This is a genomic window from Agrobacterium bohemicum (genome assembly GCF_001562555.1).
GTDB classification, from domain to species: domain Bacteria; phylum Pseudomonadota; class Alphaproteobacteria; order Rhizobiales; family Rhizobiaceae; genus Agrobacterium; species Agrobacterium bohemicum.
On sequence record NZ_KQ961023.1, the window covers coordinates 69,377 to 85,635 of the forward strand.

At 56.7% G+C, this 16,259-nt stretch carries 16 protein-coding genes and 1 riboswitch; of the genes, 6 read left to right on the forward strand and 10 right to left on the reverse strand.

Features of this window, described 5'->3' with window-relative positions:
• Positions 1–2: 2 nt before the first annotated feature.
• From accC to ATO67_RS00375, 4 genes are all read right to left on the reverse strand, one after another.
• Positions 3–1,346, reverse strand: coding sequence for an acetyl-CoA carboxylase biotin carboxylase subunit (gene accC / locus ATO67_RS00360; RefSeq protein ID WP_067644116.1), 1,344 nt, complete (start codon positions 1,344–1,346; stop codon positions 3–5).
• A gap of 10 nt (positions 1,347–1,356) precedes the next feature.
• On the reverse strand, positions 1,357–1,839 hold the full coding sequence (accB, locus tag ATO67_RS00365; protein ID WP_067642732.1) for an acetyl-CoA carboxylase biotin carboxyl carrier protein: 483 nt from the start codon (positions 1,837–1,839) through the stop codon (positions 1,357–1,359).
• A 27-nt stretch (positions 1,840–1,866) separates the two neighbouring features.
• Positions 1,867–2,304: a type II 3-dehydroquinate dehydratase gene (gene aroQ / locus ATO67_RS00370; protein ID WP_067642734.1), complete on the reverse strand. Its 438-nt coding sequence runs from the start codon at positions 2,302–2,304 to the stop codon at positions 1,867–1,869.
• Between the two features lie 210 nt (positions 2,305–2,514).
• Entirely contained in the window at positions 2,515–3,282 is a 768-nt protein-coding gene (locus ATO67_RS00375) for a DsbA family protein (protein ID WP_067642738.1), read from the reverse strand.
• A gap of 171 nt (positions 3,283–3,453) precedes the next feature.
• On the opposite strand from ATO67_RS00375, the gene ATO67_RS00380 reads away from it, so the two are divergent.
• The 4 genes from ATO67_RS00380 to ATO67_RS00395 all read left to right on the forward strand — a co-directional run bounded on the left by ATO67_RS00380 (position 3,454) and on the right by ATO67_RS00395 (position 6,929).
• Positions 3,454–4,611 carry a pyridoxal phosphate-dependent aminotransferase gene (locus ATO67_RS00380; protein ID WP_173645912.1) on the forward strand — a complete coding sequence of 386 codons (1,158 nt, stop codon included), beginning with the start codon at positions 3,454–3,456 and terminating at the stop codon, positions 4,609–4,611.
• Positions 4,612–4,698: 87 nt separating this feature from the next.
• Positions 4,699–5,403: an SDR family oxidoreductase gene (locus tag ATO67_RS00385; protein ID WP_067642741.1), complete on the forward strand. Its 705-nt coding sequence runs from the start codon at positions 4,699–4,701 to the stop codon at positions 5,401–5,403.
• A gap of 175 nt (positions 5,404–5,578) precedes the next feature.
• A complete protein-coding gene (locus ATO67_RS00390; protein ID WP_067642744.1) occupies positions 5,579–5,956 on the forward strand; it encodes a response regulator in 378 nt (125 codons plus the stop codon).
• Positions 5,957–6,092: 136 nt separating this feature from the next.
• The gene (locus tag ATO67_RS00395; protein WP_067642747.1) at positions 6,093–6,929 is read left to right on the forward strand and encodes a response regulator; all 837 of its coding nucleotides are present in this window, start codon (positions 6,093–6,095) and stop codon (positions 6,927–6,929) included.
• Positions 6,930–6,994: 65 nt separating this feature from the next.
• Here ATO67_RS00395 and ATO67_RS00400 read toward each other — a convergent pair whose 3' ends face one another.
• The 3 genes from ATO67_RS00400 to ATO67_RS00410 all read right to left on the reverse strand — a co-directional run bounded on the left by ATO67_RS00400 (position 6,995) and on the right by ATO67_RS00410 (position 9,471).
• Positions 6,995–7,585, reverse strand: a complete 591-nt coding sequence (locus ATO67_RS00400) for a carboxymuconolactone decarboxylase family protein (RefSeq protein WP_067642750.1) — start codon at positions 7,583–7,585, stop codon at positions 6,995–6,997.
• A gap of 83 nt (positions 7,586–7,668) precedes the next feature.
• The gene (locus tag ATO67_RS00405) at positions 7,669–9,171 is read right to left on the reverse strand and encodes a phospholipase D family protein (RefSeq protein WP_067644122.1); all 1,503 of its coding nucleotides are present in this window, start codon (positions 9,169–9,171) and stop codon (positions 7,669–7,671) included.
• Positions 9,172–9,282: 111 nt separating this feature from the next.
• A complete protein-coding gene (locus tag ATO67_RS00410; RefSeq protein WP_067642753.1) occupies positions 9,283–9,471 on the reverse strand; it encodes a hypothetical protein in 189 nt (62 codons plus the stop codon).
• A gap of 103 nt (positions 9,472–9,574) precedes the next feature.
• A riboswitch (cobalamin riboswitch) is annotated at positions 9,575–9,755 on the forward strand.
• Positions 9,756–9,829: 74 nt separating this feature from the next.
• Here ATO67_RS00410 and bluB point away from each other — a divergent pair.
• Complete coding sequence (bluB, locus tag ATO67_RS00415; RefSeq protein ID WP_067642756.1) at positions 9,830–10,516, forward strand: 5,6-dimethylbenzimidazole synthase; 687 nt, start codon at positions 9,830–9,832, stop codon at positions 10,514–10,516.
• A 2-nt stretch (positions 10,517–10,518) separates the two neighbouring features.
• On the opposite strand, the gene ATO67_RS00420 is transcribed toward bluB, so the two are convergent.
• Together ATO67_RS00420 and ATO67_RS00425 are read right to left on the reverse strand one after the other, a co-directional pair.
• Entirely contained in the window at positions 10,519–11,679 is a 1,161-nt protein-coding gene (locus tag ATO67_RS00420; protein ID WP_245303718.1) for a DUF2865 domain-containing protein, read from the reverse strand.
• Positions 11,680–11,798: 119 nt separating this feature from the next.
• Entirely contained in the window at positions 11,799–14,114 is a 2,316-nt protein-coding gene (locus ATO67_RS00425) for an NADP-dependent malic enzyme (protein WP_067642759.1), read from the reverse strand.
• 216 nt (positions 14,115–14,330) lie between these two features.
• On the opposite strand from ATO67_RS00425, the gene ATO67_RS00430 reads away from it, so the two are divergent.
• Positions 14,331–15,158, forward strand: a complete 828-nt coding sequence (locus tag ATO67_RS00430) for a UDP-2,3-diacylglucosamine diphosphatase (protein ID WP_067642762.1) — start codon at positions 14,331–14,333, stop codon at positions 15,156–15,158.
• A gap of 4 nt (positions 15,159–15,162) precedes the next feature.
• On the opposite strand, the gene dgcA is transcribed toward ATO67_RS00430, so the two are convergent.
• Positions 15,163–16,146, reverse strand: a complete 984-nt coding sequence (gene dgcA, locus ATO67_RS00435; RefSeq protein WP_067642765.1) for an N-acetyl-D-Glu racemase DgcA — start codon at positions 16,144–16,146, stop codon at positions 15,163–15,165.
• Positions 16,147–16,259 lie beyond the last annotated feature (113 nt).

Consider the following 16,259-nt stretch of genomic DNA (forward strand, 5'->3'; position numbering starts at 1 on the left):
TCTTACTTCGCGTCGCCAGCCAGATATTTTTCCAGCCAGTGGATGTCATAATCGCCGTTCAGAATGTCTTCGTTCTGCAGAAGGTCCTGAAACAGCGGCAGGGTGGTCTTGATGCCGTCTACAACGAATTCGTCGAGCGCACGACGCAGGCGGCGAATGCATTCGTCTCGGTTGCGACCGTGCACGATCAGCTTGCCGATCATGCTGTCGTAGTAAGGTGGGATCTTGTAGCCCTGATAGGCGCCGGAATCCACACGCACACCGAGGCCGCCGGGTGTGTGGAAATAGGTCAGCGTGCCGGGAGACGGCACGAACGTGCGTGGGTCTTCGGCGTTGATGCGGCATTCGATGGCGTGACCATTGAACTTCACCTCATCCTGCGTCACCGAAAGGCCTTGGCCGGATGCAACGCGGATTTGCTCCTGCACGAGGTCCATGCCGGTGATGGCTTCCGTGACCGGATGCTCCACCTGAAGACGGGTGTTCATTTCGATGAAATAGAACTCGCCGTTTTCGTATAGAAACTCGATGGTGCCTGCACCGCGATACTTCAGCTTGCGCATGGCATCGGCGCAAATTTCACCGATCTTCATACGCTGCTCGACGGTGAGCGCGGGTGAATTGGCTTCTTCCAGAACCTTCTGGTGGCGGCGCTGCAACGAGCAGTCGCGTTCGCCCAGATGAATGGCCTTGCCTTCACCATCGCCAAACACCTGCACCTCGATATGGCGCGGCTTGCCGAGATATTTTTCCATGTAGACGGCGTCGTTGCCGAAAGCGGCAAGCGCTTCGGAACGGGCTGTCGAGACGGCTTCTTCAACTTCCGACTCGTCTTTCGCGACCTTCATGCCGCGTCCACCGCCGCCAGCGGTTGCCTTGATGAGAACCGGGAAACCGATCTTTCGGGCGATTTCCAGAGCGTTCTCAGGCTTCACTTCGCCGTCCGAGCCGGGAACTACGGGAATGCCGAGTTCCAGCGCGGTCTGCTTGGCGGTGATCTTGTCACCCATGATGCGGATGTGATCGGCGGTCGGTCCAATAAAGGTGATGCCGTGCGCGTCGAGAATATCCGCAAACTTGGCGTTTTCGGACAGAAAGCCGTAACCGGGGTGAACGGCATCCGCACCGGTGATTTCGCAGGCCGCAACGATCTGGTGAATGTTGAGGTAGCTGTCACGTGAAGGCGGTGGGCCGATGCACACACTCTCGTCGGCAAGGCGCACATGCATGGCATCGGCGTCAGCTGTGGAATGCACGGCGACCGTTGGAATGCCGAGTTCCTTGGCGGCGCGCAATACGCGAAGGGCGATTTCGCCGCGATTGGCGATGAGGATCTTGGATACCATGAAATCAGCCTTATTCGATGACCACGAGGGCTTCACCATACTCTACTGGCTGCGAGTCGTTGACGATGATTTCCGTCACCTTGCCGGACTTTGGTGCCGGGATCTGGTTCATTGTCTTCATCGCTTCAACGATCAGAAGCGTCTGGCCTTCCTTCACGGTCGCGCCGACTTCAACGAATGGACGCGCGCCGGGAGCGGAGGACAGATAGACGGTGCCAACCATGGGCGACGTCACCGTGTTGGCAGGGTTGCGGGCAGGGGCCGCAGGTGCTGCCGTGCCGGGTGCGACGGCCGGGGCAGCAGCTGCTGCGGGGGCGGGAGCAGGGGCGTATTGTGCGGGTGCTGTTGCGTAAATCGGCGCAGGAGCTGCACGCGACACACGAATACGCATGTCGTCCTGCTCGACCTCGATCTCGGAAAGGTCGGTGTCGTTGAGAATGTTCGCGAGGTCGCGGATCAGTTCCTTGTCGATACCGTGTTTCTTTTCAGACATGACAAACCCTATTCTGATTGTTTCTTTTTATGCCGTGATATTTTTCAAAGCGTTGAGCGCCATGATGTAGCCATACGGCCCGAAACCGCAGATCATACCCTTGGCGGCGGGCGCTATCATCGATTTATGGCGGAATTCTTCGCGTGCGTGGATGTTGGAAATGTGCACTTCCAGCACAGGAACGGAAATGGCGCGGATGGCGTCATGCATCGCAATCGACGTGTGGCCATAGGCACCAGGATTGATGACGACACCGACGGTGCGTTCGCCTGCCTCGTGCAACAGGTCCACCAGAGCGCCCTCATGGTTGGACTGATGACACTCGACCGTAAAACCAAGCTCTTTACCCGCTTTGACGCAGTCGTCCTCAATGTCCTTCAGCGTCTTGCCGCCATAAATGCCCGGCTCACGTTTTCCCAACATGTTGAGATTGGGTCCGTTGAGGACAAAAATCGTGTTGCTCATTCGAAAGTTCCGCCAGAAAATCAGCGCCACCTATAGACCGCACAACTGCGAAGGAAAAGCCCCGAAGCGCTCAAAGCAGGGATTGTCCTTAATCTTATGGGGTTTGAAGGTGTTTTTGGTAGATTATCGCTCGCAGAAGACGCGCCGAGCGTTCAAAGGAGGCCTGTCTCTCATTCCAGCGGGAGCGCAGGAATGAGAGACAGGATGTCATTAAGAGCACGTCGCCTTACCGCAGGCGCGCATATTGGCGATCTTTTCTTTTAGCGGGGTCGTGCCGACTGCGCCGAAAATGGCTTCGTTGCCGATGACGTAGGACGGCGTGCCGGTGATGCCGAGGTTGGTGGCGAGCTGGTAGGTTTCCTTAACCTGGGCGTCGTTGGGATTTGCCGCCATGGATTTGCGGATATCTGCTTCTTTGATACCAAGCGATTCTGCGACTTCGATGGCGCTTGCCTCGTTGGCCCGGCCCGTGCTTCCGAGCAGTGTGCGCTGGAATTCCGGATATTTTTCAGGTGCCAGAAGTTTGACGGCGTTGGAAACCTTGTGTGCCTCCAGTGATTCCGGCCCGAGAATCGGAAACTCCTTCAGAACGAAGCGAACATTCTTGTCGGTTTTCAGGATGGCGTCGACGTCGCTCATCGCCCGTTTGCAGTAGCCGCAATTGTAGTCGAAGAACTCGACCAGCGTCACATCGCCATTCGGGTTGCCCAGCGACAAATCATAATCAGACTGGAAAATGGTTTTCTGGTTGTCTGCTACAGCCTCGGCTGCCTTGGCGTTGCGCGTGTCATATTGCTTGCGCTCAAGAGCCTCCTGAACCTCCAGCATGATCTCCGGGTTCTCGATCAGGTATTCCTTGATGAAGGCGCCGAACTCTTTTTTCTGCTGGTCATCCAGCGCATGGGCGGGGAGCGATACGAAAACCGTGGATAGGGCCGTCAGGCAGGCAAAAGCCGTGGATTTTAGGGAAAGTGCCATGTCGGTCCTCATCGTTTTGTTGCAGAGTAGTGATTCTGTTGTCCCACGCAATTACCCTAATTCGATGCGATTGCCATATCGCAAAATAAACCGGCCCGTTGCGATCTCGCCATTGTGAAGACCGTAATAATGCGGCAAATCTCCGACAGTTTGACAAGAAAGAACATGCTTTTGATAACGTTGTCCAAGCGAAGCGCGGTCGAGCCATTCCATGCGATGGATATTCTGGCAGAAGCCAACCGTTTGAGACAGGCGGGAAGACCGGTAATTTCCATGGCCGTTGGTCAGCCCTCGCATCCCGCCCCCAAGGCTGCGCTGGATGCTGCCGACGAGGCGCTGAAACACGGCCGCGTTGGCTACACCGATGCGCTTGGTCTGCGCGATTTGCGTGAAGCCATCGCCTCCAGTTACCGCATGCGCCACGGTGCCATCATTGATCCTGCCCGCATTGCGGTGACGACCGGATCTTCGGCGGCATTCAATCTGGCATTTCTGGCTCTGTTCGATCCCGGTGATGCCGTCGCGATTGCGCGTCCCGGATATCCGGCATACCGCAATATTTTAAAAGCGCTTGGTCTTCACGTGGTCGAGGTGCCGGTTACTGCGGAAACCGGATATACGCTGACGCCTGCAAGCCTTGAGCGCGCCGAGACCAAAGCCGGGCACAAATTGAAGGGTGTGCTGCTGGCAAGTCCGGCCAACCCGACGGGCACGGTGACGGGACGTGAAGCGCTGAAGCGGCTGGTGAATTATTGCGACAGCCGTAACATCGCGTTCATTTCGGATGAGATTTATCACGGGCTGACATTCGTCGGCGAGGAGACGAGTGCCGCCGAGATCAGCGAGAACGTCGTCGTCATCAATTCGTTTTCGAAATATTATTGCATGACGGGTTGGCGTATCGGCTGGATGGTGCTGCCTGAAATGCTGATACGACCGGTCGAATGTCTTGCGCAAAGCCTGTATATTTCAGCGCCCGAGCTTTCGCAGCGTGCCGCCAAGGCCGCTTTTTCCGCAGAAGACGAGCTTGATGTCTACAAGGAAAGTTACCGCACCAACCGCGATTTCCTGATGAGCCGGCTCCCGGAACTGGGCCTGCCGCTGGCATCCCCCATGGACGGCGCCTTCTACGCCTATGTCGATACCAGCCGCTATTCGAATGACAGCATGGATTTCGCCAAGCGGATGCTGGCGGAAATCGATGTTGCGGCGACGCCGGGGCTGGATTTTGACCCCTTGGAAGGCCACCGCGCGCTGCGATTCTCCTATGCCGGTTCCGTGTCCGACATTGCCGAAGCGGTCGGTCGGATCGGCGGCTGGCTGAAATAAAGCTGTCATCTTCCATCAATGATTTTGGTTCGAACTTGCTGGTGAAACCGGTTAAGTTCGAGTTTCAAGCAGGATGGGAGAACAACGATGTCGGCAGAAAAAGTAGCGGTGGTAACGGCGGGTGGCAGCGGCATGGGCGCTGCGGTGGCGAAACGTCTGGCGGCAGATGGCTACAAGGTCGCGATCCTGTCATCGTCCGGCAAGGGTGAGGCGCTGGCTGCAGAGCTTGGTGGCATCGGCGTGACGGGTTCGAACCAATCCGTCGATGATCTCAAGAGGCTTGCCGATCTCGCTCTTGAAAAATTTGGGCGGATCGATGTGCTGGTCAATAGCGCCGGTCACGGTCCGCGTGCGCAAATCCTGGAAATCACCGATGAGCAGTGGCATACGGGTCTCGATGTCTATCTGCTAAATGTCATCCGCCCGACACGCATCATCGCACCTGTCATGGTGTCGCAAAAGTCGGGTGCTATCATCAATATTTCCACCGCCTGGGCGTTCGAGCCAAGCGAGATGTTTCCGACCTCTGCCGTATTTAGGGCGGGGCTTGCCGCCTATACCAAGATTTTCTCGGACACCTATGCGCCACACAACGTGCGCATGAATAACGTTCTACCGGGCTGGATAGACAGCCTGCCCGCAACGGATGCCCGACGTGACATGGTGCCGATGCAACGTTACGGTAAAAGCGAGGAAATCGCGGCAACCGTCGCATTTCTGGCGTCGGAAGGGGCGGGGTATATTACCGGCCAGAACCTGCGGGTGGATGGTGGCCTAACCCGTTCCGTGTGAGCGTTCTTCCTTTACAAGACGAATGACAGGTTGATGTGCCTTGCCCATTTATCCCGTGGAGAAGTCCTGATTCCGCGCACGGGAAAGGAACTTGCATGGCTGGGTGGCGTTGTTCAATCCAAGGTCAAAAGTTTTCACGAACACGACGCTTGGATGTAAAAGCAGGTAACCAGTCATGGGACAGCGCAACGCATACGCCAGACAAGTGGTACTGGTCGTCGAAGACGACCCTCTCTTACGCATGATGGCGGTCGATCTTGTCGAAGATGCAGGCTTTGACGCAGTGGAGGCTTGTGGTGCCGACGAGGCGATGGAAATTCTCGACAGCCGCCAGGACATCGACGTGTTGTTTACCGATGTCGATATGCCCGGGAGTATGAATGGGGTTGGGCTCGCAAACTGGGCCCGCAGAGCGAACACCCCATTGGGGATCGTCGTGACGTCTGGGCACCACAACCCGTCAGAAGAGGTTTTGCCGGAGCGCAGTGTGTTTTTTCCGAAGCCCTATGACTTTACCAAGGTCGTCGATACGTTGCGCCTGATGACTGTATGAGTTGCTTCGCTGCGCGCAGCAAGACAATGGTTTGCGAATAAGTAACCATAGTTCACACGTGGTTTTATGGATTAATTATTCTGAAAATATCAGCAGTTATAGTCGCTTTCAAGGATTTCGGGTATTTGGGGGCACTATGAACTTTCTGGGAATTACGGGCATGCAGTATTCTGGCGTGCCATTTCGCGACACAAGAATATTGCTTGCCGAAGACTCCAATGTCTTCACCCAGATGATCGGCTCTCGTCTTAAGGAGTTGCTTGGACTTTCTGTCGAAGTCTGCCGCAACTTTGAAGAATTGCAGGAATGCTACGAGCGCTCCTCCGAAGAGGTGACGTTGGCGATTTCCAACATCAACTTGCCCGGTGCAGAGAATGGTGAGGCACTGGAATATCTTGTCGATCTCTCCATTCCTACCATTGTTTTCACCAGCACATTCCATGAAGACACGCGCGAAAAACTCCTCACAAAGGAAGTTGTCGACTATATTCTCAAAGACAACGTTTTTGCCGTCGATATGCTGACAGAATCGGTCTGCCGCTTCCTGACCAACCACCGCCATCATGTGCTGATCGTGGATGACAGCCCGACGGCACGTGCGCTGCTTTCAAGCCGTCTGAAGCGTTACAACTTCCGGGTAAGCCTTGCCGACAACGGCGCGAAGGCGCTTGAGCTCTTGAAGAACAATGCGGACATCAGTCTTGTTGTAACTGACTATAATATGCCTGACATCGATGGTTTCGAGCTGACACGGCGCATCCGCACGATGCGTGGGTCGCACGAACTGCGTATCATCGGTGTGTCGTCGTCCACCAACCGCCTTCTGTCGGCGCGCTTCCTGAAAGCTGGCGGCAACGACTTCATGCTGCGGCCCTTCATCGATGAAGAGTTCTATTGCCGCGTGAACCAGAACCTGGACACGCTTGTGCAAATCCAGGCTGCCAAGATGCACAGCAAGAAGGTCGCAGCCTAAGGCTGGACGTTGGCAGGTGGCACGCGTTGGTGCCGCCGCCTTTATGCTGTTTGCAAACGTATGCGTCAGACTTCCTTTTCGACCGGGCGGCCCATTGCCAGTTTATCGGCAAGTTCCGGGCCGAGTTTGTCCACATAGGTCTGGTCTGGAGAGGTGCCTAGCGCATCCAGCGTCTTGGAAAAGAAACAGCGTGCAGATGCTGCCGCTACGATGTCAAAAATCTCCGCATCCGTAAGAGCGTGTGTTTTGAGCGCGTCGATATCGGCCTGCGTGATCGATGTCGCATCGCGCACAACTTTGGTAGCGAAGATCATGATGGCGCGTTCCTGATCGTCCAGCGGTGCGTCGTCTTGCCCATCAACGATAGCCTCCAACTGATCACCCGAAACACCTTCGCGCACCAGCACCGCCCCATGGGCCAGCATGCAGTAGGAAGAGCGAAGTTCCCGGGCTGCGGCGAGCGTCACCAATTCGTAGCGTCGCGGCTCAATATTGCCGCGCAAGCTGACCAGCAATGCACTCCAGCTTTCCATGACCTCCGGGCGATGACCGAAGGCCCGATACATATTGGGAAGATATCCGTATGTCTCCTCGGCGCCGCGATACATTTCTGCTGTCTTGCGGCTGGCTGTCGGCTCTGGCGGGGCGATGAACATGGAACTCTCCTGTATTTCAACTCTTTCTGAAATGCGTGAGCGCGCAATTGGATCAGTTCGGAAACGCTTTTTCTTGAAAAACATTAAAGCTGCGACTCGAGCGGCAAAAGTCCCATGGCAATTACCAGTATCCGGCGGCTGAGGCTTGCATAGGGCTCGTTCGAGTAGTGGCGCAATTCACCGCGCACCAGACCATTCCACACCAGATTTCGTCTTGCATTCAAGGTCAGCTCGAAGCTCATTTCGTGGTTGGTTTCCTGCGCGAAAATTTCGTCCATGGCTTTCACCAGACCTGGAGATGAAAACAGGACACCCATCTCGGTATTCAAAGACATGGAGCGCGGGTCGAAGTTGAGCGAGCCGATAAAGCCGATCTCGCCATCGCGGGTGAAAGCCTTCGTATGCAGGCTGGCCTGACCGGAGCCACGAAGCGAGAAGGACTTGTACTGATCTGCCTGTGAACGAAGCTCGTGTATTTTGACGTTATTGACCAGTAGCGGCTTTCGGTAGCGCGAATAACCAGCGTGAACGGCAGCCACATCCGTCGCTGCCAGTGAATTGGTGAGGATGCAGACAGACACGCCATCGGCGCAGAGGCGTGAGAATGTCTCGACGCCTTTCTGGCCGGGAATGAAATAGGGAGAAGTGATCCTGAGTTTCTTCTTCGCCTGCTCCATGATCGGAAGCAGTGTTTCCATCAGAAAATTATGGCCATTGCGACGGTTTCCGGCAGCCTTTTCAGGCGGGTCGGCAACGACTTTCGCGCTTTCGACCCAATGCAGACTGTCAGACATCAGAAAATTGCCGGAGTGATGCTGGCTTTCCACCTGCGCAAGATAGGGTCGGGCGGCATTTCCCGAGGCAAGGACATCCATTCGCCGACGAAGCTTGGCAAGTTTGCTGGGCCGCCGCGACAGAAGCGATCTGACCGGAACTGCCACTGCACTGTTCCAGTAGTCGTCGAATATGTCCTCTGCCTCGTCAACGCATGTGCCATGCGCTATGACATCGAAATCCCGAAAATTCGTCTGTTCCGCTGCATCGAAATAGGCGTCGCCGATGTTACGTCCGCCGACGATGAGGACCCGACCATCCGCAATCCACGCCTTGTTGTGCATGCGTCGGTTCACGCTGCGAAACCGAAACACCATCTCTATGCCGCGCCTGAAAACGTTCTCACGTGCTTTTGTGGGGTTGAACAGACGCAACTCGATGTTGGGATGGCTGTCGATAGCGTGAAAGGCGCGGTCGGAAATGGACACGCCGAGATCATCAAGCAACAGACGCACCCGCACACCGCGATCGGCAGCGGCGATGACCTCACGCATGACGAGCTGGCCCGTAAGATCCGCGTTCCACATGTAATACATGAGGTCGAGACTGCGCCCCGCCGCCCTTGCGGAGCCCACCCTGGCGGCGAAAGCACCGACATTCGATTGTATCAGGGACAGGGCGTTCTTTTCGGCACGATCCCGGTTGAGGTCCATCCAGTGCCGGTCGAGGGGTGTCTCGTCATCGTCCTTGGAGAGGGCTGTCGATGCGATTTTGATGATGATCTTGTCGCGGTGACGCGTAGCCAGAGCCATACCCGCGACAATGACGAGTACGATAAGGATCGCAATAGCGACAGTGGCATTCACAGAGATGGTATCACCCGCATCTTTTATTGAATATTCTGCTCAGATATCTGGTCTGGGTCAGTGGATTTCAATGCTTCGCCTGTCGGCCTCTTCCTTGATGATATCTTCAACGACCTGTCGTTTCAGGTCAGGATCGCCAAGCAGGTAATCATCTGCGATCTCGAAAATGGATTTTGGGTTTTCGGTTTTCTTGAGCGTATCAAGATCCTGTCCGATGCGCTCGCGAAGTTCGGCATAATTATCCATAAGATGTCCTCCATTGTGCAGGGAGAATGCGTCAGCGGGCTGGAGGGTTCCGGCATCAGTTGGCAAATGACACGGGATTGTCTTGCTTCTTCGCGTTTGCCTCGCGATAACGCCTGCATCAGGTGCCTGCTTTGCGGTAGGAGAATCGGGAACGCGGTGAAATTCCGTGACGTGCCCAACGCTGTAAGGTGGACGCGTGTTGCCATAGGCCACTGAGAGATCGGGAAGGCGGCAACATGCGAGCGAAGCCAAGTCAGAAGACCGGCCTGATGCAACAGACCAACCGCTTGGACAGCGCGAGGTTTTTCGAGATACCGGATGCGGATGTGTCCGGCCTCGGCATTGTTGGGGATTGACGATGCGACCTGATGACCTCGAGCGCGGGCTTGTGCCGGCGCATGAATTTTCTGACGACCATAAGATCGCCGTCTACCGCGCTATCGAAACCCGCCGTGACGTGCGGGACCAGTTTCTGGACGAGCCACTGTCCGACGCGCTGGTAGAAAAACTTCTGAGGGCTGCCCATGCGGCGCCGTCTGTCGGCTTCATGCAGCCATGGAATTTCACACTCGTGACCGATGAAGCCGTGAGGCAGCGCGCGTGGGAGGCATTTTCCCGCGCCAATGCGGAGGCGGCAGAGATGTTCGGGGAGGAGCAGCAAGTTCTTTATCGCAGCCTGAAACTCGAAGGCATCCGCAAGGCACCATTGTCGATCTGCGTGACCTGCGACCCGACCCGTGGCGGCGACGTGGTGCTGGGACGAACCCACAATCCGCGCATGGATGTCTACTCCACCGTCTGCGCCATACAGAACCTGTGGCTGGCCGCGAGGGCGGAAGGCATCGGTGTCGGATGGGTCAGCATTTTCCACGACGCCGATATCCGCGATATTCTCGCCATCCCCGAACACATCGAAATCGTTGCTTGGCTATGCGTCGGCAAGGTCGATATGCTCTATGACGAGCCGGAACTGGCGGTCAAAGGCTGGCGGCAGCGACTGCCGCTGGAGGAACTTGTGTTTCGCGATAGGTGGGGCGAAAAGTAAGGTCACCTTTGCTGCGGCTGTGCGCCTTTCAGCGCTGGGTTTTTCAGATCGATACGGCTCGTTTCTGCGGGCAGAAACTGCGGGCCGACGATGCGGACCTTGCTGTTGTTGGGGTCGTATTCCCGCTCAGGAACAGGCTCTGCCTTCTCCACCGGCTTCGGCTCCTCGGGCTTGATGTCAGCAGGTTTCGGCATTGTGTCACTCTTCGGTGACGTAATGGTCGTGATGCTCGACATCTCCTGTGACGGGGTCGATTGCGGTGCTTTTGCCTGATCTTCCTGCTTTTTCATCTCGTCGTGATAGGCGGCCATGTTGCAGCTACAGGATGGCGAGCGACTGGTGCCTGCGTTGTTGCGATAGGCAAAGGCTGTTGGCATGGAGGCATAGGGTTCGCCCGTTTTGGCCGATACCATGTCCGAACTTTCCTGACCCTGAAGCGAATGGTAGAACAGTTCGGTCTGGGTGCCGGGGCACATGCGCTCGCATTGGGCTGCCTGCGCGCGGAAATCCAGCGGTGTGGCATTCGAGGAAATCGGGAAGAACGCGCCATCGCATGTTCTCACGCAAAGCGTTCTTAATCCGCCTTGCATGGGCATGTCGGGCGAGGGGCGGTAGTCCTGATTATCGGGACTGTCGAAGGGGTCGACCGTGCCGCCCATATCCGGTTGTTGCGAAGGATCGGTCGTGGCGAAGGATGGCGGTTGCTCATCGTAACAACCCTGCGCATCCAGTGCTGCCATGATGCGTTCGCGGCTGTCCTGCGCGTTCTCATCGCGCTGCGAGGCCAGCATGCGGTCTCGATCTTCCGCAATCATGGCACGGTCGGATTCGGCCTGAACCAGCGCATCACCGATTTCGCCGCAGAGTTCGGCGTTTGGATTGCCATAGACGATGACGCTGCCTGACGAGCAGCCGTAGCCGCGCATATCGTTCTTGATCCGACGAATGAGAATATTCTGTTGCGCCAGCGCATTGGCGTAACGTCTTACCTCGGCCGTGTTGCCGATGATGCGCGTTGGCTGAGTGAGCTGCTGGCGCAGCCCATCACAGACGGCACTGGCCTGCGCCGACAGGGGTGCTGCAAGCATGAGAGTGAAAAATGTGCCGATCAAACGGCTGCGGCGCGGGATCAATGGTCCGTCCGTTTCCTGCCCTGCCATCATGCAGGTCATATCCTGTTGATCATCGTCCGCGGAATGCGAAGCATGTTTATGCGTTCAGGATAACATAAGCCCGTGCCGCAAAGCGGCAAGGGCCTGTTCAAAATTACGTTAACCCGGCCTTACACCGAAGGGTGCGAGGCCTGAACCGTTGCAAGCGCTGCCATGTTGACCACGCCACGCGATGTCACCGTTGGTGACAGGATGTGAACGGGCAGAGCGGAGCCGAGCAGGATCGGGCCGACATGCAGGCCTTCTGTCATGGTGCGGACGACGCCCAGCGTGATGTTGGCCGAGTCGAGATTCGGGAAGACCAGAAGATTGGCTTCGCCCGACAAGGCGCTGTTTGGCATGGCGCGCTTGCGCAGAATTTCAGACAGGGCCGAACCGCCCTGCATTTCGCCATCGATTTCCAGTTCCGGCGCCGCATCGCGCACCAGCTGAAGGGCACGGCGCATCTTGCGGGCGCTTTCCGAATCGCGCGAGCCGAAATTCGAATGGCTGACCAACGCGATCTTTGGCGTGATACCGAAACGCTTGATCTCCTTGGAGGCAAGGATTGCAAGTTCGGCAATGTCTTCCGAAGTCGGCTCGTAATTGACGAAAGTGTCGGTGAGGAAGATCGCGCCTTGTTGGGTAATCAGCAGGCTGAGGCCGCCGAATGCGTGGGCGCCTTCGCGTTTGCCGATGATCTGGTTCACGTCGCGCAGATGGCGGTCGAAGCGACCTTCCAGACCGCAGATCAGGGCATCCGCTTCGCCGCGTTTGACCGACAGCGCGCCGATGACGGTGCTGTTGGTGCGCACGATTGTGCGGGCTGCTTCCGGGTTGATACCGGCGCGACCGACCAGCGCGAAGTAGTCATCGACATATTCACGGTAACGCGGATCATCCTCGGGGTTGACCACTGCAAAGTCCGCGTGAGGACGAATACGCAGGCCGAAACGCTTCAGGCGCGTCTCGATGATCTGCGGACGGCCGATGAGGATTGGAACGCCGGTTCCTTCTTCCAGCAGCACCTGGGCCGCGCGAAGTACACGCTCGTCTTCGCCTTCGGCAAAGATGATGCGCTTCTTTTCGGCAGTCTTGGCCAGATTGAAGATCGGCTTCATGATGAAGCCGGAGCGCCAGACGAAGCGGTTCAACTGATCCAGATAGGCGTCGAAATCGGTAATCGGGCGGGCGGCCACACCGCTTGCGGCAGCAGCACGCGCAACGGCTGGCGCAATACGCAGGATGAGACGCGGATCAAACGGCGATGGAATGAGATAGTTGGGGCCGAAGACGGGGGTCTCTTCGCTATAGGCCTTTGCCGCGACTTCAGAGACCTCCTCACGCGCCAGCTCGGCTATGGCGTGAACGGCGGCCATTTTCATTTCTTCGTTGATGGTGGTCGCGCCGCAATCCAGTGCGCCCCTGAAAATATAGGGGAAGCAAAGCACATTGTTGACCTGGTTCGGGAAGTCGGAACGACCCGTGCAGATCATCGCATCCGGGCGCGCAGAGCGTGCGAGTTCCGGCATGATTTCAGGATTTGGGTTGGCAAGTGCCAGAATGAGCGGCTTTTCCGCCATGCGGGCCAGAAGCTCGGGTTTCAGCACGCCGGCGGCGGAGAGGCCGAGGAAGACATCGGCGCCATCGATTGTTTCGTTCAGGGCGCGCTTGTCGGTCTTCTGCGCGTAAACTTCTTTCCACTCGTCCATCAAACTGTTGCGGCCATCATAAACGAGGCCTTCGATATCGTGGACCCAGATGTTTTCGCGCTTGGCGCCGAGAACGACGAGCAGGTTGAGGCAGGCGAGCGCTGCAGCGCCTGCGCCCGATGCAACGATCTTGACGTTTGCAAGCGATTTTCCGGCAAGTTCCAGTGCGTTAGTCACAGCCGCGGCGACGATGATGGCGGTGCCATGCTGGTCGTCATGGAACACGGGAATGTTCATCTTCTCACGAAGCTGGCGCTCCACTTCGAAACATTCCGGTGCCTTGATGTCTTCAAGGTTGATGCCGCCGAAAGTCGGCTCCAGCGCCGAGATTGTGGACACCATGTCGTTGATGCCGGGTGCATCGATTTCGATATCGAAAACGTCGATGCCAGCGAATTTCTTGAACAGAACCGCTTTGCCCTCCATGACGGGCTTGGAGGCGAGAGGGCCGATATTGCCAAGGCCCAGAACCGCCGTACCGTTAGAAATGACGGCAACAAGATTGGCGCGCGCGGTATATTCGGCGGCCATTTCAGGGTTTTCGTGAATGGCAAGGCAGGGGGCAGCAACGCCGGGCGAATAGGCAAGCGCCAGATCGCGCTGGTTTCCAAGGGGTTTGGACGCCTGAATCTCCAGTTTTCCCGGGCGCGGATAGCGGTGGTAGAAAAGTGCCTGTTGTTCCAGATCCGCATTGGCGTTTTTGTCTTGCGTCTTGCCCGTGTCCTGAGAACTCATTCTATCACCGCTTATTTCAAGTTTATTGGAGGCCTTTGCATACAACAATCGGCAGGTGCGTACAGCCGTTTATTTCATCTACGACACCCAAAAGCGGTACTTTTCACACGGCTTAAAACGAGAGTTTCCTTCAGAAATGGCCGGTTGTCATCTTGCTGAAACACGAGTCTGGTTTTGCAGGAGAAGAAAGTTGCCGAGACAAGGGGGAAGAGTTCCATGGCCGCGCAAACCGAAGCCAGACAGTTCAGAACACTTTTCATTTCCGACGTGCATCTTGGCTCCAAAGCAGCCAAGACGGATTTCCTGCTGGATTTCCTGCGCTACCACGAAGCCGATACGATTATTCTCGTTGGTGACATCATCGACGGCTGGCGACTGCGCCGTAACTGGTATTGGCCGCAAGGCTGTAACGATGTCGTGCAGAAGCTGCTGCGCAAGGCGCGCAAGGGCACGCGTATCGTTTACATCCCTGGCAATCACGACGAATTCCTACGGGAGTTTCCCGGTACTCACTTCGGCGGTATCGAAGTGGCGGAGCGGATGATCCATGAGGCTGCGGACGGCAAGAAATACCTCGTCATTCACGGTGACGAGTTCGATGTCGTGGTCCGCAACGCGCGCCTTCTCGCCTATCTCGGCGACTGGGCCTATGATGCGGCGATTGCCATCAACGTGCTGCTGGCTGCCGTTCGCCGCCGTATCGGTTTGCCTTACTGGTCGTTCTCTGCCTGGGCAAAGCAGCAGGTGAAGCATGCCGTCAATTTCATTGGCGAGTTCCAGCGTGTGGTGGCCGATGAAGCGCGCCGCAACAATGTCGACGGTGTTATCTGTGGCCACATTCACCACGCGGTGATGGAGGATATGGACGGTATCCGCTACATCAACACCGGTGACTGGGTGGAAAGCTGTACGGCGGTTGCCGAAAATGCCGACGGAACCTTCGAGCTGATCACATGGATGAAGTCCGACGATCAGGTCGAGACGTCGGTGCGTGAGCTTGAGCCGGTGAATATCGCTGGATTGCTCGGCAGACAGGCGGCCTGATTCTTTAGCCCCACAGTTCCGGTTCTGGTGGATGAACGAGCGATCCTTCATACCGCATGCCGGGAACGCGGTCCCGCACGAGCAGTAGCGGCCCGTCGAGATCGGCATAGGCGGTGTCCTGCGCCAGCATAAGCGCAGGTGCCATGCCGAGCGATGTGCCCAGCATGCATCCGACCATGATGATGAAGCCCAGTCGCTCCGCCTCCTTCTTCATGACGAGTGCCTCCGTCAGGCCGCCGGTCTTGTCCAGCTTGATGTTGATGGCGTCGTAGCGGTCACGCAGCGCGGTTAGATCGGTCGTCAGATGCACAGTTTCGTCAGCGCAGATGGCGACTGGCCTTTCGATTTGCGCCAGAATGGCATCCTTGCCAGCGGGTAACGGTTGTTCGATAAGCGCGATGTTCAGCTCTTTCGCCACGGCGAAATGATGCCCGATGTTGTGTTCCGTCCAACCTTCGTTCGCATCGATGATGATGGTTGCGTGTGGCGCGGCGGCACGAACGGCGCGCAGACGTGCCTCATCATCCTGAGTGCCTGTCTTGATTTTCAGAAGGGGACGCGAGGCATTCTCCGCGGCTTTGGCAGCCATGGCATCAGGTTCGCCCAGAGAAATCGTGTAGGCGGTGACAATGGGCTTTGGTGACGCCGTCAGAACCCTGGACGCTACGCTTGTGCCTGACAGTTTCGCCTCCAGATCCCACAACGCGCAATCGACCGCATTGCGGGCCGCACCCGGTTTCATCATGTGCTGCAATTCGGAACGGTCGATGCCGTTGGACACGGCATGCGAAACTGCCCTGATATCCTCAAGAACGCCATCGATTGATTCGCCGTATCGGGTGTAAGGCACGCACTCGCCGACACCTTTGATGCCATTTTCCGTAATCGAGCAGGCGACGACGACCACTTCTGTGCGGCTTCCGCGTGAAATGGTGAAGCTGCCCGCAACCGGGAAGACTTCAGCTGTGGCTTCGAGGTAACGGCCCATCGAAATTACCCTTTAGTTGGATGTAAAACACGGTAACTGACAATAAATCTACGAAATCCCCCCGGATCGCTGTGGCTTGGTGATCCGTCAATCGGTATGAATCGTTACGGAAT